This window comes from Rhodococcus sp. IEGM 1370, from assembly GCF_033142325.1.
Classification (GTDB): domain Bacteria; phylum Actinomycetota; class Actinomycetes; order Mycobacteriales; family Mycobacteriaceae; genus Rhodococcoides.
The window spans coordinates 305,461-323,405 of record NZ_JAWLRY010000002.1 but is presented as its reverse complement, the minus strand read 5'-3'; the positions used below and the strand labels follow the sequence as shown (position 1 = coordinate 323,405).

The window sequence follows — 17,945 nt, the reverse complement described above, 5'->3', positions numbered from 1 at the left end:
TGTGCCCCGCCCCCGATTTTCGGAGGCGGGGCACAGTCGTTCGCTCTTCCGGCCCGTTACGTTCTGTTACACAGCCGGTAAGTGCCGGAAGCGGGATCGTGCATCCGTACCGAGGCACCGCGGCCCCACGACGGAATCACGACGTCGGTTAGAGTCCGGAACGTGACTTATTCGGACGCCGACATTTCCAGCAAGGTCCGCATCGAGGACGGTGTACTTCGCATCGTCGTCGCCACCGACGCCGGCGGTGCGTCGCTCGATCTGGATGGTATCGCCGACGGCACCGCGGCTCTGCGCTCCGCCAACGACGGCAGCACCGCGATCGGAAGCGTCCTGCTCATCGGTCGAGGGCCGAATTTCTGCGCAGGTGGCAATGTTCGCGACTTCGCCGGTGCGGCCGATCGCGGTGCCTTCGTGGGTTCTGTCGCCGACACGTTCCACGCCTTCGTTCGTGAATTGGCCGCCGTCACCGTCCCGGTCGTGGCCGGTGTGCACGGTTGGGCTGCCGGTGCAGGAATGAGCCTGGTCTGCCTCACCGACATCGCCATCGGCGGGCCCTCGACCAAGCTTCGCCCCGCGTATCCATCGATCGGTTTCACTCCGGACGGTGGCATGTCGTGGACACTCCCCCGAATCGTCGGCTCGGGCCGCGCTATGGACATTCTGCTCAACGACTCGATCATCAATGGAGAGGAGGCCGTTCGTCTCGGGATTCTCAGCCGCCTGGTGGGCGACGACATCGTCGACAGCGAGGCCGAGCGCCTGGCGCGAACCCTTGCCGTCGGGCCGACATCGGCGTATCAGGGAATCAAGACTCTGCTGCGGGCCGCCGAATCGGTCACGCTGACACAGCAGTTGGACGCCGAAGCCTCCTCGATCTCCGCAGCCGCGTCGTCACCTGCCGGACGTGAAGGCGTCGACGCGTTCGTCGAGAAGCGTCGGCCCGACTTCTCCTGATTCGATCACGGCAGCGTCCAGTCGATCGGTTCGTCTCCCCCCTCGACCAACAATTCGTTGACACGGCTGAAAGGCTTGGATCCGAAGAATCCGCGTGACGCGGACAGCGGAGACGGGTGCGCGGATTCGATGTAGGGCACCGATCCGAGCATCGGCTTCAGGCTCGCTGCGTCACGTCCCCACAGAACGGCGACCAGTCCGGGCGCGTCGGGATTCTCGGCCCGGGCGACGAGTGCACGAATTGCTTGCTCGGTCACCGCTTCCCACCCCTTCTTCCGGTGCGACGCAGCCTGACCCGGCTCTACGGTGAGCACCCTGTTGAGCAACATCACCCCGCGGTCCGCCCAGGGTGTGAGATCACCGTTGCTGGGCGTGGGCAACCCCAGATCGTCCGAGTACTCCTTGAAGATGTTGCTCAGACTGCGCGGTACGGGTCGCACATCCGGGGCAACGGAAAAGCTCAGCCCCACTGCGTGTCCCGGCGTCGGATACGGATCCTGACCGACGATGAGAACGCGAACTCCATCGAAGGGGTGGCGAAAAGCGCGCAGTACGTTCTCGCCGGCGGGGAGGTAATGACGTCCTGCAGCGAGTTCTGCCCGTAGGAAGTCGCCCATGGCAGCAACATTCGACTCGACCGGCGCGAGGGCTGCCGCCCACCCCGATTCGACGCTCTCGGCGAGCGGACGCGGCGTCACCGATCGATCCGGCGCAGCGCGTCGCGGTAGTACGCGGCGTTGGCCGAGTACATCTGCACGTTGATGTCGACATGCCCTTCGGGAACCTGGTACCCCTCGCGAATTTTCGCCGGAACCCCCAGTGCCATGGAGCGTTCGGGAACGACGAACTTGAACGGCACCACTGCGCCTGCTCCCACGATCGAGCCGGCACCGATCTTCGAGCCGTTCAGTACCACCGAGCCCGAGGCGATGAGGCAGTTGTTCCCGATGGTCGCACCCTCGACGTGCGCGTTGTGGCCCAGTACGCACCCGGAACCGATGACCGTTGCGTCGATCGGGGTGCAGTGCACCACGGTCCCGTCCTGCACGTTGGTGCCCTCGCCGATCGAAATGGTGCCGTAATCGGCCCTCAGAACGGCAGTGGGCCACACCGACGATCCGGCCGCCAGAGTCACCGCTCCGATGACGACGGCGTCGGGATGGACGTAGGCGTCTGGGTGGATGTCGGGTTCGCGATCACCGAGTGCGTAGATAGCCATCTCTGCAACTTAGCCGACCCGATGGACCCGACCGCGTTCACTCGCCCTCGAAACTCGACCATCCCGATCTACCCGAATGGGGGCGTCCGCCGACCGTCACTCGCGGGCCCTGTTCGTCACCGCCGTGCTGGACACGTCCGATCACCGTCCATCCCCGGGGAACGCCTGCGGTATCGGGGAAGGTGCCGACGAGAGCGTGATCCTCGCCTCCGGTGAGCACCCAGTCCAGCGGATCGTGCCCCATCAGTGTTGCAGCCGAACGCACTTCGACCGGGATGTCCAGAAGGTCGGAATCGACGTCCAGCAGAACGCCCGACGCGTCGGCGATGTGGCCGAGATCGGCCAACAGGCCGTCGGAAACGTCGGTGAGAGAGGTCGCTCCCGCCTCTGCCGCGTCGATCCCGGCGCGATACGGAGGGACGGGCACTCGGTGCGCGTCCAACACGGCGTCGTGGCCGGTTCTGTCCCTGTCGCCGAGCAGGAGGGCGAGTCCGGCCGCCGACCAGCCGAGCCGTCCCGCGTACGCGATCACATCACCGGCTCGCGCCCCCGATCGAAGAACCGGGGCCCGGCCCTGAAGGTCGCCGAGCGCGGTGATCGAGATCACCAGCTCCGGCGACTGCACCACATCGCCGCCGACGATGGCCGATCCAGCAGCGACCGCCTCGAGCCACATGCCCTCGTTGAGGCCGTCGGTCACGCTCACCGGCGTGTCGGCCGGGCATCCGAGAGAGACGAGAAAACCCGAGCACTGCGCACCCATTGCAGCGATGTCCGCGCCGTTCTGCGCGATCGCCTTGCGGCCGATCTGTATCGGACTCGACCAGTCGAGCCGAAAGTGCCTGCCGTGCACCAACATATCGGTGGACGCCGCGATCCGACCGTCGGACGCGGCGACGACGGCTGCGTCGTCACCCGGCCCGACGATGGTCGACGGTGGCTGCACACGGTCTGCCACGGCGCGGGCGATCACGTCGAATTCACCGACCTGCGCGACGGTGCGCTCGCTGCCGGTGGACGAGTCGGTGACGGTGTCGTCGATGATGTTCCTCCCTGAGAACGCGGTGCGTGCGCGACGGTCTCACGCGGAGCGCGCGCCGAGCCTGCGGTACCTTTTAGCGGCGGTCGGGACAGTACCGATGCAGCAGGTTACGTGCGAAGAGAACGTAGTCGAACCAACCTACAGTCGAGAAGTCCGGCAGGGGAAAGGGACCACCGATGGTGCAAGCATTCGTTCTCGTTCAGACCGAGGTGGGCCGTGCGACGGCCGTCGCACAGCAGATCGAGGCCGTCGACGGTGTCGTGTCGGCGGAGGCCGTCGTCGGGCCCTACGACGTGATCGCGCGCGCCGACGGTGCCTCCGACGCCGAGATCGCCGAGATCGTCTCCCGCATCCAGAAGGTCGATGCCATCACTCGCACCCTCACCTGCCCCGTGGCCCCGCAGTCGACGACGTCCGTCGGATAGCTCGTGAATTCACCCGACACCGGCAACGACGCCGGCACCGAAGACAGCCCGGCCGAGACCGAGAGCACTCGCGAGCAGCGCCATCCCGCAGTCATCGCCACCGCGATCGCGTTGCCGGTCGCGCTGGTCGTCGGGGTTTTGGTTGCCGCCATCGCGGTCAACCGCTCACCCGTCCGCGATCCGGTCGCACTGGGCCCGGTCGACTCCCCCGATGCCGCGAGCGCGCAGTGCACATCCCTGCTCGACGCCTTGCCCGAGAACCTCGGCGACTACACCGGAGCCGAGTTGGCCGACCCGGCCCCGGTCGGAGTCCGCGCGTGGGCCTCGGACGTGGAGAACGCCGAGCCGGTCGTGTTGCGGTGCGGCCTGCCCCGGCCCATCGGGTTCGATGTGGCCGCACCTCTGCAGGTGATCAACGGCGTTCAGTGGTTCGAGGTGTCCGGGGAAGACGACGGGATCGATGCCAGCACATGGTTCGTCGTCGATCGCGGCGTCTATGTTGCCCTGACGATTCCGGGCGACTCGGGCCCAACCCCGTTGCAGGACGCGTCCTCGGCCGTGTCGGACGCGCTGCCCCAGCAACCTCTCGACCCGGCTCCGTTGCAGTAGCGCTGGGCCGCAACGGCTCTAGCGCAAGCCGGTGCCGCGGGCGAGGGCGGTGTCGATCAGAGTCGCGATGAGCGTCGGGTAGTCGACGCCCGATTCCGCCCACATCTTGGGGTACATCGAGATCGAGGTGAACCCGGGCATCGTGTTGATCTCGTTGATGACCGGACCGTTCTCGGTGACGAAGAAATCCACGCGCGCCAGGCCTTGGCAGTCCAACGCCCGAAAGGCCGCGACGGCGAGTTCACGTATGCGGTCGCTGGTAGCGTCGTCGAGTGCCGCCGGGATGTCGAACTCACTGACATCGTCGAGGTACTTGGTGTCGAAGTCGTAGAAAGCATGATCGTCGATGTCCGCGTCGGGAATTCGGATCTCGGCGACGGCGCTCGCGCGTACGGTGCCGTCGGGAAATTCCAGCACTCCGCACTCGACCTCGCGGCCGTGGATCATGCCCTCGACGATCACCTTGGGGTCGTGTTCGCGTGCGACGGCGATCGCGGTGGGTAGTTGGTCCCACGCGGTGATGCGCGAGATTCCGATGGACGATCCACCTCGGGCCGGTTTGACGAATGCGGGCAGGCCGATTCGGTCACGCTCGGCAGCCGTCAGGTCGTCGACCGCGCGTCGGAGTACGACCTGGCGACCGATCGGCAGTCCTTCGGCTCCGAGCAGCTTCTTGGTGAATTCCTTGTCCATGCCTGCAGCGCTGGCCAACACGCCCGGCCCGACGTACGGAACACCGGCTAGTTCGAGCAGACCCTGCAGGGTGCCGTCCTCGCCGTACGGTCCGTGCAGAACGGGGAACACGACGTCGACGAATGCAAGCACCGTCCCGCCTTCCCCCTCGCCGAGCGCGAGCAGAGCACCGGCGTGGCCGGGGTCGGTACTGAGAGCAAGCGCGGCTCCCGTCTTGTCGACGGTCGGCAGCACCCTGTCGTGAATCGCCAGCGCATCGATGTCGGAGGAGCCGAGTACCCAGGCACCGTCCGCGGTGATCCCCACCGGAACAACCTCGTACTTGGCCGGATCGAGGTTCTGCAGCACGCTACCTGCCGATACACAGGACACGGCATGCTCGCTGCTGCGGCCACCGAAGACGACGGCAACTTTGATGCGGGGAGTACTCACGATGAGAAACCGTACCGTCGCGGCTCATCGAACGCGGATTCGCCCTGTTCGTCGCGAGACCGCGATCACTGCCTCACTCGGGCTTGATACGACGTCCCAGCAGGTGCCCGACCGCATCCGGAACGGACATGCCGCCGTGACACACCCGATGCACCGCGTCGGTCAGTGGCATCTCGACGTCGTAACTCTCGGCGAGCGCTCGCACCGAGGTGCAGGATTTGACGCCCTCGGCCACCTGCCCGTGCGCTGCCTCCTGCGCACTCTCGAGGGAGCCACCCGAACCCAGTCGCTCTCCGAACGTGCGATTGCGCGAGAGAGGCGACGAGCAGGTGGCGACCAGGTCGCCCACGCCGGCCAGGCCCGACAGCGTCGACGGCTTGGCACCGAGCGCCACTCCGAGGCGGATGATCTCGGCCAGACCCCTGGTCATGATCGACGCGAGGGTGTTCTCTCCGTATCCGACGCCTGCGGCCATCCCGCAGGCGAGGGCGATGACGTTCTTGCAGGCACCACCGATCTCGGCACCGATGACGTCACTGTTGGTGTAAGGCCTGAAATATCCGGTTGCGCAGGACTTCTGAATCTCGAGGGCTCGCTGGGAGTCGGAGCAGGCGATGACGGTGGCTGCGGGCTGCCCCTCGGCGATCGGGCGCGCAAGATTCGGCCCGGACAGGCACGCCACCCGGCTGGGATCGGCACCGGTGACCTGAGAGATCACCTGACTCATCCGCATGAGCGTTCCGGTCTCGATTCCCTTCGCCAGGGAGAGCAGCGTTGCCTGCGGCGGGATCGAGTCGGTCCACGCCCCCAGATTGGCCCGCAGACTCTGCGACGGCACGGCGAGAACCACGATGTCGGCTCTGTCGAGGGCACGGACCGGATCACTCGTCGCGCGGATGGACGACGGTAGCTCGATTCCAGGAAGGTAGTCCTTGTTCTCGTGGTCGTCGGTGATGGATGCAGCGAGTTCCTCGCGGCGGGCCCACATGGTGACGTCCGTTCCGGCATCGGCCAACACCTTGGCGAATGCGGTCCCCCACGAACCCGACCCCAATACCGCTGCTCTGCTCATTCCGCCAACCCCTCGCCTACTTCGCCGATGCCCTGTCCACGCGCGCATCACCCTAACTCGCAGACCTGCTCGGGCGGTCGGAGTCGGCACAGATCGGTGACGCTGGCAGGATCGAGCACCATGGGTGCATCACGAGACGACGACGGCGACCGTGTCGTCAGGGTTCTCATCGCGGTGAAGGATCTCACCGCGGCGAAGTCGCGCTTGGCGGCGGAGTTCTCGGCACCCGATCGGACTCGATTGGTGCTCGCGATGCTCAGCGACACCGTTGCGGCCGCCGACGCCGTCTCGGTGGTCGATTCGGTCACGGTGGTCACCCCCGATCCTCTCGTCGCAGAGACGGCCCGAAGGATCGGTGCACTGGTGTTCGACGAACCGGTCCGCGACCCTGCGCTGCAACCGGACCAACGCCTGAACCACGCGTTCGCGGCTACAGCGCACGTACTGCGTCACGGTGACGTCGGTGTGGATGTCGGTGTGGATGTAGGTGGGGGCGAGACTGTCGCCGCGCGCCGCGTCGACATCATCGCGTTGCAAGCAGACCTGCCTGCGATGCGTTCGGCAGAACTCGCGCAGGCCTACGCCAGTGCCCGCCGGGGAGGCCGATCGCTCGTGATCGACCATCACGGCACGGGGACCGCCGCCCTGATCCTCAAGGACTCCCCCGACGAGTTGGCACCATTGTTCGGACGGGACTCCGCGCGTCGCCACACCGTCTCGGGCGCACTGGAACTCGACGGCACCTGGCCGGGTCTTCGACTGGACGTGGACACCGCCGACGACGTCCGCAGAGCGCACCGTCTGGGAGTCGGACCGGCGACGGCGGCCGTGCTCCACTCGCTCGGGTGGAGTGACGAAGCATCGGCGACGACTGCCTGACGGCGCGTACCGCCGTGGGAGTCGAGTGAACGGAGACTCGAGTTCTGCCATCGGAGTTTCACCGACGCCCGGTATGGGGGATGATCGTGCGGTGAGCAAAGACGACGCGCAGTCAGCGAACCAGGATCCTCCGATCGATACCGGAAAGGCCACCGGTTCGGACCCGGCATGGAGCGCTCCGATCGCGGCGACGATGCCGAGTATTCCCTCCGCGCTTCCGGCCGCCACACCGGAATCCGTCGACGCTGCCACCGTGCTCCCCGAAAATCGCTATCTCAACCGGGAATTGAGCTGGCTCGATTTCAACTCGCGCGTTCTCGCGCTCGCGGAGGACTCGTCGCTCCCCTTGCTCGAACGGGCGAAGTTCCTCGCGATCTACGCGTCGAATCTCGACGAGTTCTACATGGTTCGGGTTGCGGGCCTCAAGCGCCGTGACGAAACCGGACTGTCGGTCCGCTCCGCCGACGGCATGACCCCACGCGAGCAGCTCGCGGTGATCGGTCAACGCACCCAGGAGCTCGCGCTCAAACATGCGCGAGTGCTGCTGGATTCGATCCTGCCCGAGCTCACCGCCGAGGGCATCGCGATCATCCGGTGGTCCGACCTGGACAGCGACGAGCGCTCCCGGCTGTCGGAGTACTTCACCGAGCAGGTCTTCCCGGTTCTCACACCGCTGGCCGTCGACCCGGCCCACCCCTTCCCGTACATCAGCGGGCTGAGCCTGAATCTCGCTGTGACAGTGAAGGATTACTCCACCACCGGTGAGCACTTCGCCCGCGTGAAGGTGCCCGACAACGTCGATCGCTTCGTGCGGGTCAAGCGCGGCGAGGGCAACCACCGCATCGACGCCTTCCTGTCGATGGAGGAGTTGATCTCGGCTCATCTGGACGTGCTCTTCCCCGGGATGGAGGTCGTCGAGTCTCACGCGTTCCGGATCACGCGCAACGCCGATTTCGAGGTCGAGGAAGACCGCGACGAGGATCTCCTCCAGGCACTGGAGCGAGAGCTCGCCCGTAGGCGTTTCGGCTCTCCGGTCCGCCTCGAGATCGCCGACGACATGACCGAGCACATGCTCGAATTGTTGCTCCGCGAACTCGATGTCGATCCAGGCGACGTCATTCAGGTTCCCGGACTGCTCGACCTGTCGTGCCTGTGGCAGGTCTACAGCGTCGACCGCCCCAACCTCAAGGACGCACCCTTCGTTCCGGCCACCCACCCGGCATTCGGTGAGCGCGAGACCCCCAAGAGTGTCTTCTCCACCCTGCGCGACGGCGATGTCCTGGTCCATCATCCGTACGATTCCTTCTCCACCAGCGTTCAACGCTTCATCGAGCAGGCCGCGGCCGACCCGCAGGTGCTCGCCATCAAGCAGACGCTCTATCGGACCTCCGGAGATTCCCCGATCGTCAACGCGCTCGTCGATGCCGCAGGCGCGGGCAAGCAGGTGGTTGCGCTGGTCGAGATCAAGGCGCGTTTCGACGAACAGGCGAACATCGAGTGGGCACGCAAGCTCGAAAAGGCGGGCGTACACGTGGTGTACGGACTCGTCGGGCTCAAGACGCACTGCAAGACGTGCCTCGTGGTGCGCCGAGAGGGATCCGTCATTCGCCGGTACTGCCACATCGGTACCGGCAACTACAACCCCAAGACAGCGCGAATCTACGAGGACGTGGGCCTGCTGACGTCGTCGCCCGAAATCGGGGCCGACCTCACCGATCTGTTCAATTCGCTGACCGGATACTCGCGAAAGTCCAAGTACCGCAACCTTCTCGTCGCACCGTACGGAGTTCGGCGCGGCATCGTCGAGCGCATCGAGGCGGAGGTCGAGCACCTCAAGGAGGGCCGCAGCGCCGGAATTCGCCTCAAGGCCAACGCCTTGGTGGACGAGCAGGTCATCGACGCGCTCTACCGAGCGTCGATGGCAGGAGTGCCGGTGAAGGTGGTGGTGCGCGGAATCTGTGCACTCAAGCCAGGCGTTCCCGGTCTGTCGGAGAACATCGAAGTGCGTTCCATCCTCGGCCGATTCCTCGAACACTCGCGTGTTCTGCACTTCCAGGGTGCGGACGAATTCTGGATCGGCAGCGCAGACATGATGCACCGCAACCTCGATCGCCGAGTCGAGGTGATGGCTCAGGTCAAGGATCCTCGATTGGCGAACCAACTGAGCGACATCTTCGATTCTGCACTCGACCCCACCACTCGATGCTGGGAGCTGGGACCGGACGGCGGCTGGGTCGCGTCACCGGCTCGGGGTGAGAAAGTTCGTGAGCATCAGGTGGACCTGATGCGCAGTCGGAGGAATCAGGGCTCCTGATGGGCACTTCCGACGGCTCACCCCGCGCCAACATCTTCGCGGCGGGCTCGATCCTGTGGCGACGCTCACCGAGCGGCGGCTCGGGCGTCGAGGTCGCCTTGGTGCACAGGCCGAAATACGACGACTGGTCGTTTCCCAAGGGAAAGCTCGATCCCGGCGAAACAGCTGTCGACGCAGCAGTCCGAGAGGTCAAGGAGGAGACCGGATTCGACTCGAGACTCGGACGGTCTCTGTCCTACGTCACGTACCCGATTCCGGGGCACCGTCGGGTCAAGAAAGTTCTGTACTGGGCAGCGGAGGTCACCGGGGGTGAGTTCGTCCCCAATGTCGAGGTCGACGAACTGCGCTGGGTAGCGCCCGAGGACGTCGGCCGCGAACTCTCGTATCCCATGGACCACAAGATCCTTCGCCGGTTCGTGGCCAAGCCTGCAGACACCTCCACAGTGCTGTTGGTTCGGCACGGCAGTGCCGGGTCGCGCTCACGGTTCAAGGGCAACGACGTCGACCGTCCACTCGACAGGATCGGACGCCGACAGGCCGAATCCCTGGTGTCGTTGCTTCGTGCCTTCGGCGGCGATGCCGTGTACGCAGCCGACCGTGCTCGGTGTGTGCAGACCGTTGCTCCATTCGCGGAATCGTTGGGGGTGGACATCACTCCCGAGCACCTCTTGTCCGAGGAAGGGTATGCCGACGACCCGCGCAAGGGCCGCCATCGCGCTCGCGACATCGCCGAACTGCCCGGCACCCCCGTTGTCTGCAGCCAGGGAAAAGTGATCCCGGACTTGATGCGTTGGTGGGCCGAGAAGGACGGAATCACGTTGCCGGCCAACAGAAATCGCAAGGGCAGCGTATGGGTGCTCTCACGCCGCGACGGCAGGCTCATCTCGGCCGATCACATCGCCAGTCCGTTGCCCACCCTCGCCGCCGACGGCTGAGCGGCCAAACGAAAAACAGAAGGCCCCCGACTCGATCTTCGAGTCGGGGGCCTTCTGCCGTTCACAACCTGCCTCACTCACGCTGCCGCTTCAGCGGCTGCGCCTGACGAGTGAAAACCTGCAGGCTCTACTTCTTCGCTGCGCGCTTCGCGGGTGCCTTCTTGGCCGGAGCCTTCTTGGCCGGGGCCTTCTTGGCGACGGTCTTCTTGGCCGCTGTCTTGGCCGGAGCCTTCTTGGCAGGAGCCGTCGTGGTTGCGGCCTTGCGAGCGGTCGTCTTGGCCGGAGCCTTCTTGGCAGCAGCCGTCGTGGTCTTGCGCGCGGTGGTCTTCGCGGGAGCTGCCTTCTTGGCGGCCGTCTTTGCGGGAGCTGCCTTCTTGGCGGCGGTCTTTGCCGGAGCTGCCTTCTTGGCTGCCGCGGTGGTGGCCTTGCGGGCGGTCGTCTTCACCGCTGCCTTCTTGGCGGCCGTCTTCTTCGCTGCCGCAGTCTTCTTGGCCGGAGCTGCAGCCGAACCGCGCTTGACGGCAGGTCCGGTTGCGGGCAACTTCTGTCCACCGGCGATGACGGCCTTGAACTGCGCGCCCGGACGGAATGCCGGAACGTTGGTCGGCTTCACGCGAACGGTCTCACCGGTGCGGGGGTTGCGGGCGACACGCGCTGCGCGACGACGCTGCTCGAACACGCCGAAGCCCGTGATCGTGACACTCTCGCCGCGGTGGACCGCGCGCACGATGGTGTCGACGATGTTCTCGACAGCCTCTGTGGCGCTCCGCCTATCAGACCCCAACTTCTCGGTCAGGGCGTCAATCAGCTCTGCCTTGTTCATGGATTTCCTCCGCTATATGGTGGTCCATCGTCGGACCGACTACTACAACGGTAAACCCCAAGTCGTCAAGAGTCTATGCGCCACGCCAATTTTCATTCCGGTGTCGCGGAATGGTTCACGGCCCCAAAGCGTGTCGGACCGGTGCCAGGTCAGCTTTCGGAGGGTGTCTCGATCCGCGCCGGGAGGGTCAGGGGTTTGTATGAAGGCCTTGACTTTTCGTACTCCGTAATGGCCTCTACCTGGCGTAACGTCAATCCGATGTCGTCGAGACCCTCCAGCAGACGCCACCGCGTGTAGTCGTCAATCGCGAAGCGCACCACCAACGTTCCAGCCGTTACGGTCTTGTCGACGAGGTCGACAATCAATTCCAGACCGGGCTGTTCTTCTAAGGCTTTCCACAGCAATTCGACGTCCGACTGATCGACTTCGGCGGCCAACAGCCCGGCTTTGCCCGAGTTTCCGCGAAAGATATCGGCGAAGCGAGAGGCGATCACAACCCGAAATCCGAAGTCCGAGAGTGCCCAGACGGCATGTTCGCGTGATGATCCCGTACCGAAATCGGGCCCGGCAACGAGCACCGAACCTCGGTTGTAGGGCTCGAGATTCAGGATGAAGTTCGGGTCCGAGCGCCAGGCCGCGAACAACCCGTCCTCGAATCCGGTGCGCGTGACGCGCTTGAGGTAGACCGCGGGGATTATCTGGTCGGTGTCGACGTTGGACCGCCGTAGCGGAACTCCGATACCGGTGTGTCGAGTGAAAGCTTCCATCGAATGTGCTCCTATGCGTTCGATCGATCCGAGCGAGGACGCGCGTTACGCGAGATCCGCCGGAGAGGACAGGGTTCCGCGGATTGCGGTAGCGGCGGCAACCAGAGGCGACACGAGATGAGTGCGACCGCCCTTGCCCTGCCTACCCTCGAAATTCCGGTTGGACGTCGACGCCGATCGCTCGCCCGCCGCCAGCTGATCCGGATTCATTCCCAGGCACATCGAGCAACCGGCCTGACGCCACTCCGCTCCTGCGGCCGTGAAGATCTCACCCAGGCCTTCCTCCTCCGCCTGCGCTCGCACCCGCATGGACCCGGGTACCACCAGCATTCGCACTCCGTCGGCAACCCGATGCCCTTCGAGAACGGACGCGACTGCCCGCAGATCCTCGATTCGACCGTTGGTGCACGAGCCCACGAACACGGTGTCGACAGCGATCTCGCGGATGGGTGTACCCGCTTCCAGGCCCATGTACTGCAAAGCCTTCTGGGCTGCCGCCCGCTCGCTCTCGTCGACCATCGCCTCCGGATCGGGCACCGTATCGCCCAGTGGCGCACCCTGACCCGGATTCGTTCCCCAGGTGACGAACGGCGTCAACGTGCCGGCATCGATGTGGACCTCGTTGTCGAACACTGCATCCGGATCGGTCGCCAGTTCGTCCCACGCCGCCACCGCCGCGTCCCAGTCGGCTCCTCGAGGAGCGTGCGGGCGTCCCTTCAGGTACTCGTACGTGATCTCGTCGGGTGCGATCATGCCTGCCCGTGCACCGGCCTCGATCGACATGTTGCAGATGGTCATTCGCGCTTCCATCGACAGCTTGCGAATGGCCTCACCGCGGTACTCGAGGACGTAGCCCTGGCCACCGCCGGTGCCGATCTGTGCGATGACGGCAAGGATCAGGTCCTTGCTCGTCACACCGGGGGCGAGCTCACCGTCGACGTTGATCGCCATCGTCTTGAAAGGACGCAGCGACAGTGTCTGCGTCGCCATGACGTGCTCGACCTCGCTGGTACCGATGCCCATTGCGATCGAGCCGAAGGCACCGTGCGTCGAGGTGTGGCTGTCTCCGCACACCACGGTCATGCCGGGCTGGGTCAGACCCAACTGCGGCCCGATGATGTGCACGATGCCCTGATCGAGATCGCCCATCGGGTAGAGCCGAACACCGAATTCCTCGCAGTTGCGGCGAAGAGTGTCGACCTGTGTGCGCGAGACCAGATCTGCGATGGGCGCGAAGATGTCGGCCGTCGGGACGTTGTGGTCCTCGGTCGCGATCGTCAGATCCGGACGTCGGAGTCCGCGGCCGGCCAGCCGAAGGCCGTCGAACGCCTGCGGGCTGGTGACCTCGTGCACCAGATGGAGATCGATGTAGATCAGATCCGGCTCACGCGCTCCGCCTTCTCCGCCGCCTCGGACCACCACGTGCTGGTCCCATACCTTCTCCGCCAAAGTCTTCGGTGTTTCGGACATCGCTGTCGCGGACCTCGTCTTCCCTGTCGTCGTCGCGCCGATGAACGGGCTGGTCCACCTCGCGTGATCGTCTCGACATCATGCCCCCGGCACGCACTGAAGATCTCGTAGTTGTGCAATCTCAGCATTCGGGAGGCTAATATCGTTCTATGAGACAGCATAGCCCCAATGGCCTCGTCGACAAATCGAGCGGTATCGGTGTCCTCGACAAGGCGATGACGGTGCTGCACGCGGTGGCGGAGACGCCCTGCAATCTCAACGACCTGTGCGCTCGAACGAGCCTGCCCCGGGCAACGGCCCACCGCCTCGCGGTAGGACTGGAGACCCACCGCCTTCTCGTACGGGATGCCGACGGCCTGTGGCGGACCGGCCCGGGATTGGGAGAGCTTGCGGCGAGCGCATCGGACACCCTGCTCGACGCTGCTGCCTCGGTCCTCCCACGCCTGCGCGAAATCACCGGTGAGAGCGTGCAGATCTATCGGCGCGAAGGGACAGTGCGGGTGTGCGTGGCATCCATGGAGCCGCCGACCGGACTTCGAGACACCGTACTCGTCGGCGCACGTCTGCCGATGACGGCTGGATCGGGTGCCAAAGTCCTTCTTGCATGGGCAGATTCGCAGACCCAACGAACAGTTCTGCCGGATGCAGAATTCAGCGAGCGTGTTCTGCTCGAAGTTCGGCGGCGCGGATGGGCACAGAGCGCGGGCGAGCGCGAACCGGGCGTCGCGAGCGTCGCCGCGCCCGTGCGAGACGGCAACGACACTGTGGTGGCGGCGATCTCGGTATCCGGACCGATCGATCGAATCGGACGCAAGCCCGGAGCGCGGTGGGCCGCGGATCTTCTTGCCGCCGCGGACGCTCTGCACAAGCGACTCTGAAGTAAACCGCAGCCCCGTCGGCCCGAGAAAAACGAGCTGATCGAGCTGCGAGAGTGGGGTACCTTCGTCTCGAGCGGCCTACCCGGTCGGTCGACGACTGCGAGGAGTCACCCCATGCCCGAATCCGGCAGTGAAGAACTGAAGAAGAAGTTCCGCGAGGTTCTGGAACAGAAGAACAGCAAGTCCCACAATTCCGTCGAACACAAGGACGGTGGACCGAAGGTCAACAACGTCCACGGTCCGGCCGACCATCAGAAGATGTTCCGCCGCAAGAGCGTCTGAGACGCACGCACCGAAACGACAACACCCTCCCGATCCTTGGATCGAGAGGGTGTTGTCAGTTGTAGCCCCGACGGGATTCGAACCCGCGCTACCGCCTTGAGAGGGCGGCGTCCTAGGCCGCTAGACGACGGGGCCAGGAACTTCACCTGCATTGTGTTCGAGCTTGTACGTGCTGAGTCAGCTTAACTGCCTCGGCCTCGGCGACAAAATCGCCTTCACCTGCTCGCTGGGGTACCAGGACTCGAACCTAGAATGGCGGTACCAGAAACCGCTGTGTTGCCAATTACACCATACCCCAATGGACTTGAATCGAATTGCTCATCACGATCGATGTGCACTGCGTTTCGAGCCGGGATAGAGACTATCAAAGGTGACTACCCATTCTCCAAATCGGCTGCTCAGAGCCACCGAAACCGCGCCGAAGACGTGTCGGGAGCGGCCGAGGCACCGTCGAGTGGGGACCGCAAGAGCCCCCTCTGCACCTCGGCCGACGAGTGGAGCAGACTCGTTCTCCGTGACCGATCGCAGACCCGGCCGAGTCCGATGAAGATTCTGCTCGTCCCTCAGGGCGAGCAGGCCGTGCTGACGCACCTCGCCGACGACGGCTCGACGCTGAGCGATCCCACCGTGGCCGAGGATCTCATCGCGGCCGTAGCCGAGCTCGAGCGCGACGAACGGCCGAGGTGGGTGTGGGAAGACACGAGCCGTATCTACCCTCGGCTGCTCGAACGAGGAGTCCGCGTACGCCGCTGTCACGATCTCGCACTCGTCGGTGCCATCCTGTCGATGCGGGCCGGCTCGGCGACTGTCCCGTCGGCTCCCGCCGACCTGAGGCCGGGTCTGTTCGACGCGAACCCGAACTCCGATCCGGCGGCGGTTCTCGCCGAGTATCGGCGTCAGCTCCGCGGCGTCGGTGACGATCGCGCACTGCACCTGCTGGCAGCGGCCGAGTCGGCCGGAGGACTGGCCGCAGCGGAGATGACCTTCGACGGGTTGCCGTTCTCGGCGTCGGCGCATCGCCGTCATCTCGAGACGATGCTCGGTACCCGGCCGCTCGATGGATCCCCTCCCCCGGCCCTCGTAGAGCTCGAGAATCAAATCTCCTCGGCGTTCGGCCGACGCGTCAATCCTGCCTCGCCCGTGGAGTTGGTCGCCGCGTTCGCGCGCGTCGGTATCGAACTGACATCGACTCGCGCGCATACCATCCGCGACATCGACCACCCGGCGGTTTCGCTACTGCTGCGGCACCGTGACCTCTCGAAGCTGCATGCCGCGAACGGGTGGGCGTGGCTCGACGCGTGGGTCCGCGACGATCGTTTCCGGCCTGTCTACGTTCCCGGCGCTGTGGTGTCGGGCCGGTGGGCCAGTCGCGGCGGGGGCGGCCTTCAGATCCCGAAACCCCTGCGCGCCAGTGTGATCGCCGATCCCGGCCACACCTTCGTGGCCGCCGACGCCGGCCAGCTCGAACCACGCATCCTCGCGGCGATGTCCGGCGATCCCCGTATGGTCGCCGCGGCAGGCACCGCGGATCTGTACGCACCGGTGGCCGCAGAATCGTTCGACGGCGATCGCACCCACGCCAAGGTCGCCGTTCTCGGGGTGCTGTACGGCGCGACCTCGGGTGACGCGCGCGCTCTGCTGACGCGACTACGGGCCAAGTTCCCCGGTGCCGTTGCACTGGTGGAGGAGGCCGCCCGAGCCGGTGAACGTGGCGAGGTCGTTCGTTCCTGGCTGGGACGGGCCTGCCCACCGCCCTCGGCGCAGTGGTGGTCCACCGGTGACGCCCATGCGCGTGGCCGGTTCACCCGAAATTTCGTCGTGCAGGCCACCGCCGCCGAGTGGGCGTTGTGTTTGTTGGCGGATCTGCGCGGACGGTTGGCCGGAAGCGGAGCCCGCAGGAGCGACCGGAATTCCGACGAAGGGAGCGGAGCCCGCAGGAGCGACCAGAATTCCGGAAGCGGCAGCGAGTTGGTGTTCTTTCAGCACGACGAAGTGGTGGTGCATTGTGCGATCGCCGAGTCGGGTCGTGTCGCCGAAGCGATTGCAGGATCGGCGTTGTCGGCCACCCGGCTGATGTTCGGTGACACGGCCGTCCGGTTTCCGATGGAGACCAGAGTCGACCGCTTCTACGGTGCCTCGGCTGCCGGTTCCGAGCTGGATTCGGACTGAGCTCGCGGCGGGTCGACGAACGTCACGTCGATGTCCTCGAACGGCTTGCTGCGTTGCGCTTCTGCCTGCCCGGTGTACGTGAGTTTGTCGCCCTGAGTCAGTTCGACGTCGTCGGTGAACGGGGCCAGCAGCGCGCGCGGGAAGAGCCGATCGACGCGAACCACGTTGATCTCGATGCACATCACGATGGACACCGACGTCACGTAGAGAAACGCCAGCAGTCCCAGAACGACAGCGAACACACCGTTGGTGACGGTCGCGTTGCTGACGACGTACTTCACGTACACACTGCCGAAGGTCTGCAGCAGCTGCCAGATCAGACCGGCAACGACGGCCCCGGGAAGAACCTGTGGGATCGACACCGACCTCGCGGTGGCGAGCCTGAACGCCACGACGAACACACCGACGTAGAAGAACGTGCCGACCACGAACACCACGAGGCCCGATTCCGGACCGAAATATCCTGCGGCACTGAGCACATTGAGTGCGGTGATGGCCAGAACGGCCAGACCGACCGTGCTCAGCAGACCCAAGCCGCGCACGCGGGCGCGGATGGGATCGGGCCGTAGGTTCTTCGGCACCGTCCACGCCGTGTTCATCGCGTTCTGGAGCGCCACGGCCACCCCGAGTCCGCCGTACAGGGAGCCCAGGACACCCACCACCAGACCCACGGTGCCTCCACCGATGCGGTCGGGCCTGCCCAGTTCGTCCCCGATCACCGGGATCTGACCGAGTGCCGAGTTCAGGATCTGTTGCTGCAGTTCCGGACTACCGGCCAATACGATTCCCAGCACCGTCGAGAACAGCAACAGTGCGGGAAACAGCGAGACGAAGGCGTAGTAGGTGATCAGGGCAGCGAGGTAGCCACCCTGATCGTCGACGAACTTGTACACCACCGCAATGGGGTATCCGAGAACCGGCCGCCTGCGCTGGAGTCGATCCAGTCGATCGGAAAAACTCATTCGAGGCTCTCCCCGAG

The 17,945-nt window shown here is 65.3% G+C and carries 18 protein-coding genes and 2 tRNA genes; 9 read left to right on the top strand and 11 right to left on the bottom strand.

From position 1 onward, the window contains the following. The first annotated feature begins 162 nt into the window (after window positions 1-162). Window positions 163-957, top strand: a complete 795-nt coding sequence (locus tag R4P47_RS04730) for an enoyl-CoA hydratase/isomerase family protein (protein WP_149405548.1) — start codon at window positions 163-165, stop codon at window positions 955-957. 5 nt (window positions 958-962) lie between these two features. On the opposite strand, the gene R4P47_RS04725 is transcribed toward R4P47_RS04730, so the two are convergent. The 3 genes from R4P47_RS04725 to R4P47_RS04715 are packed head-to-tail and all read right to left on the bottom strand — an operon-like array spanning window position 963 to window position 3,221. Further along, window positions 963-1,655, bottom strand: a complete 693-nt coding sequence (locus tag R4P47_RS04725; RefSeq protein WP_094642232.1) for a uracil-DNA glycosylase — start codon at window positions 1,653-1,655, stop codon at window positions 963-965. After that, complete coding sequence (locus tag R4P47_RS04720) at window positions 1,652-2,176, bottom strand: gamma carbonic anhydrase family protein (protein WP_094669801.1); 525 nt, start codon at window positions 2,174-2,176, stop codon at window positions 1,652-1,654. Before R4P47_RS04720 ends, R4P47_RS04725 begins: the two co-directional genes overlap by 4 nt. A 37-nt stretch (window positions 2,177-2,213) precedes the next feature. Beyond that, the gene (locus R4P47_RS04715; protein ID WP_411567301.1) at window positions 2,214-3,221 is read right to left on the bottom strand and encodes a thiamine-phosphate kinase; all 1,008 of its coding nucleotides are present in this window, start codon (window positions 3,219-3,221) and stop codon (window positions 2,214-2,216) included. A gap of 173 nt (window positions 3,222-3,394) precedes the next feature. Between R4P47_RS04715 and R4P47_RS04710 the strand changes: the two genes are divergently transcribed. Next, window positions 3,395-3,643, top strand: a complete 249-nt coding sequence (locus tag R4P47_RS04710) for an Lrp/AsnC ligand binding domain-containing protein (RefSeq protein WP_037189711.1) — start codon at window positions 3,395-3,397, stop codon at window positions 3,641-3,643. Between the two features lie 3 nt (window positions 3,644-3,646). Continuing rightward, window positions 3,647-4,252 carry a DUF3515 domain-containing protein gene (locus tag R4P47_RS04705; RefSeq protein ID WP_068049543.1) on the top strand — a complete coding sequence of 202 codons (606 nt, stop codon included), beginning with the start codon at window positions 3,647-3,649 and terminating at the stop codon, window positions 4,250-4,252. 18 nt (window positions 4,253-4,270) lie between these two features. On the opposite strand, the gene R4P47_RS04700 is transcribed toward R4P47_RS04705, so the two are convergent. Together R4P47_RS04700 and R4P47_RS04695 are read right to left on the bottom strand one after the other, a co-directional pair. Beyond that, window positions 4,271-5,377 carry a D-alanine--D-alanine ligase family protein gene (locus R4P47_RS04700; RefSeq protein ID WP_317784146.1) on the bottom strand — a complete coding sequence of 369 codons (1,107 nt, stop codon included), beginning with the start codon at window positions 5,375-5,377 and terminating at the stop codon, window positions 4,271-4,273. 73 nt (window positions 5,378-5,450) lie between these two features. Further along, on the bottom strand, window positions 5,451-6,449 hold the full coding sequence (locus R4P47_RS04695) for an NAD(P)H-dependent glycerol-3-phosphate dehydrogenase (RefSeq protein ID WP_317784145.1): 999 nt from the start codon (window positions 6,447-6,449) through the stop codon (window positions 5,451-5,453). 102 nt (window positions 6,450-6,551) lie between these two features. On the opposite strand from R4P47_RS04695, the gene R4P47_RS04690 reads away from it, so the two are divergent. The 3 genes from R4P47_RS04690 (at window position 6,552) to R4P47_RS04680 (ending at window position 10,577) form a co-directional block, all read left to right on the top strand. Continuing rightward, entirely contained in the window at window positions 6,552-7,328 is a 777-nt protein-coding gene (locus tag R4P47_RS04690) for a 2-phospho-L-lactate guanylyltransferase (RefSeq protein ID WP_410482228.1), read from the top strand. A gap of 193 nt (window positions 7,329-7,521) precedes the next feature. Continuing rightward, on the top strand, window positions 7,522-9,642 hold the full coding sequence (locus R4P47_RS04685) for an RNA degradosome polyphosphate kinase (protein ID WP_255183299.1): 2,121 nt from the start codon (window positions 7,522-7,524) through the stop codon (window positions 9,640-9,642). Beyond that, the gene (locus R4P47_RS04680; protein ID WP_149405544.1) at window positions 9,642-10,577 is read left to right on the top strand and encodes an NUDIX hydrolase; all 936 of its coding nucleotides are present in this window, start codon (window positions 9,642-9,644) and stop codon (window positions 10,575-10,577) included. Before R4P47_RS04685 ends, R4P47_RS04680 begins: the two co-directional genes overlap by 1 nt. A 127-nt stretch (window positions 10,578-10,704) precedes the next feature. Here the strand turns inward: R4P47_RS04680 and R4P47_RS04675 are convergent, their stop codons facing one another. The 3 genes from R4P47_RS04675 to leuC form a co-directional block, all read right to left on the bottom strand. Further along, on the bottom strand, window positions 10,705-11,400 hold the full coding sequence (locus R4P47_RS04675; protein WP_027496655.1) for an HU family DNA-binding protein: 696 nt from the start codon (window positions 11,398-11,400) through the stop codon (window positions 10,705-10,707). A 149-nt stretch (window positions 11,401-11,549) separates the two neighbouring features. Then, on the bottom strand, window positions 11,550-12,167 hold the full coding sequence (gene leuD / locus R4P47_RS04670; RefSeq protein WP_269593600.1) for a 3-isopropylmalate dehydratase small subunit: 618 nt from the start codon (window positions 12,165-12,167) through the stop codon (window positions 11,550-11,552). 45 nt (window positions 12,168-12,212) lie between these two features. Further along, on the bottom strand, window positions 12,213-13,637 hold the full coding sequence (leuC, locus tag R4P47_RS04665) for a 3-isopropylmalate dehydratase large subunit (RefSeq protein WP_269593599.1): 1,425 nt from the start codon (window positions 13,635-13,637) through the stop codon (window positions 12,213-12,215). 149 nt (window positions 13,638-13,786) lie between these two features. Here leuC and R4P47_RS04660 point away from each other — a divergent pair, with 149 nt between their 5' ends. Together R4P47_RS04660 and R4P47_RS04655 are read left to right on the top strand one after the other, a co-directional pair. Next, on the top strand, window positions 13,787-14,515 hold the full coding sequence (locus R4P47_RS04660) for an IclR family transcriptional regulator (RefSeq protein ID WP_094688811.1): 729 nt from the start codon (window positions 13,787-13,789) through the stop codon (window positions 14,513-14,515). Window positions 14,516-14,629: 114 nt separating this feature from the next. After that, window positions 14,630-14,797: a DUF5302 domain-containing protein gene (locus R4P47_RS04655; RefSeq protein WP_176460484.1), complete on the top strand. Its 168-nt coding sequence runs from the start codon at window positions 14,630-14,632 to the stop codon at window positions 14,795-14,797. 62 nt (window positions 14,798-14,859) lie between these two features. On the opposite strand, the gene R4P47_RS04650 is transcribed toward R4P47_RS04655, so the two are convergent. Beyond that, window positions 14,860-14,932, bottom strand: a tRNA-Glu gene (locus tag R4P47_RS04650). A 91-nt stretch (window positions 14,933-15,023) separates the two neighbouring features. Next, a tRNA-Gln gene (locus tag R4P47_RS04645) sits at window positions 15,024-15,095 on the bottom strand. A 245-nt stretch (window positions 15,096-15,340) separates the two neighbouring features. Here R4P47_RS04645 and R4P47_RS04640 point away from each other — a divergent pair. Further along, window positions 15,341-16,966, top strand: a complete 1,626-nt coding sequence (locus R4P47_RS04640) for a bifunctional 3'-5' exonuclease/DNA polymerase (protein WP_317784144.1) — start codon at window positions 15,341-15,343, stop codon at window positions 16,964-16,966. On the opposite strand, the gene R4P47_RS04635 is transcribed toward R4P47_RS04640, so the two are convergent. Beyond that, a complete protein-coding gene (locus R4P47_RS04635) occupies window positions 16,924-17,928 on the bottom strand; it encodes a YihY/virulence factor BrkB family protein (protein ID WP_188078580.1) in 1,005 nt (334 codons plus the stop codon). The genes R4P47_RS04640 and R4P47_RS04635 overlap by 43 nt on opposite strands. Window positions 17,929-17,945 lie beyond the last annotated feature (17 nt).

Bases quoted from the DNA above. Each gene is read 5' to 3' on its own strand.
- leuC (WP_269593599.1), bottom strand. From the start codon at position 13,637: ATGTCCGAAACACCGAAGACTTTGGCGGAGAAGGTATGGGACCAGCAC.
- R4P47_RS04710 (WP_037189711.1), top strand. From the start codon at position 3,395: ATGGTGCAAGCATTCGTTCTCGTTCAGACCGAGGTGGGCCGTGCGACG.
- R4P47_RS04660 (WP_094688811.1), top strand. From the start codon at position 13,787: ATGAGACAGCATAGCCCCAATGGCCTCGTCGACAAATCGAGCGGTATC.
- R4P47_RS04675 (WP_027496655.1), bottom strand. From the start codon at position 11,400: ATGAACAAGGCAGAGCTGATTGACGCCCTGACCGAGAAGTTGGGGTCT.
- R4P47_RS04635 (WP_188078580.1), bottom strand. From the start codon at position 17,928: ATGAGTTTTTCCGATCGACTGGATCGACTCCAGCGCAGGCGGCCGGTT.
- R4P47_RS04695 (WP_317784145.1), bottom strand. From the start codon at position 6,449: ATGAGCAGAGCAGCGGTATTGGGGTCGGGTTCGTGGGGGACCGCATTC.
- R4P47_RS04685 (WP_255183299.1), top strand. From the start codon at position 7,522: ATGCCGAGTATTCCCTCCGCGCTTCCGGCCGCCACACCGGAATCCGTC.
- R4P47_RS04655 (WP_176460484.1), top strand. From the start codon at position 14,630: ATGCCCGAATCCGGCAGTGAAGAACTGAAGAAGAAGTTCCGCGAGGTT.
- R4P47_RS04720 (WP_094669801.1), bottom strand. From the start codon at position 2,176: ATGGCTATCTACGCACTCGGTGATCGCGAACCCGACATCCACCCAGAC.
- R4P47_RS04680 (WP_149405544.1), top strand. From the start codon at position 9,642: ATGGGCACTTCCGACGGCTCACCCCGCGCCAACATCTTCGCGGCGGGC.
- R4P47_RS04640 (WP_317784144.1), top strand. From the start codon at position 15,341: ATGAAGATTCTGCTCGTCCCTCAGGGCGAGCAGGCCGTGCTGACGCAC.
- leuD (WP_269593600.1), bottom strand. From the start codon at position 12,167: ATGGAAGCTTTCACTCGACACACCGGTATCGGAGTTCCGCTACGGCGG.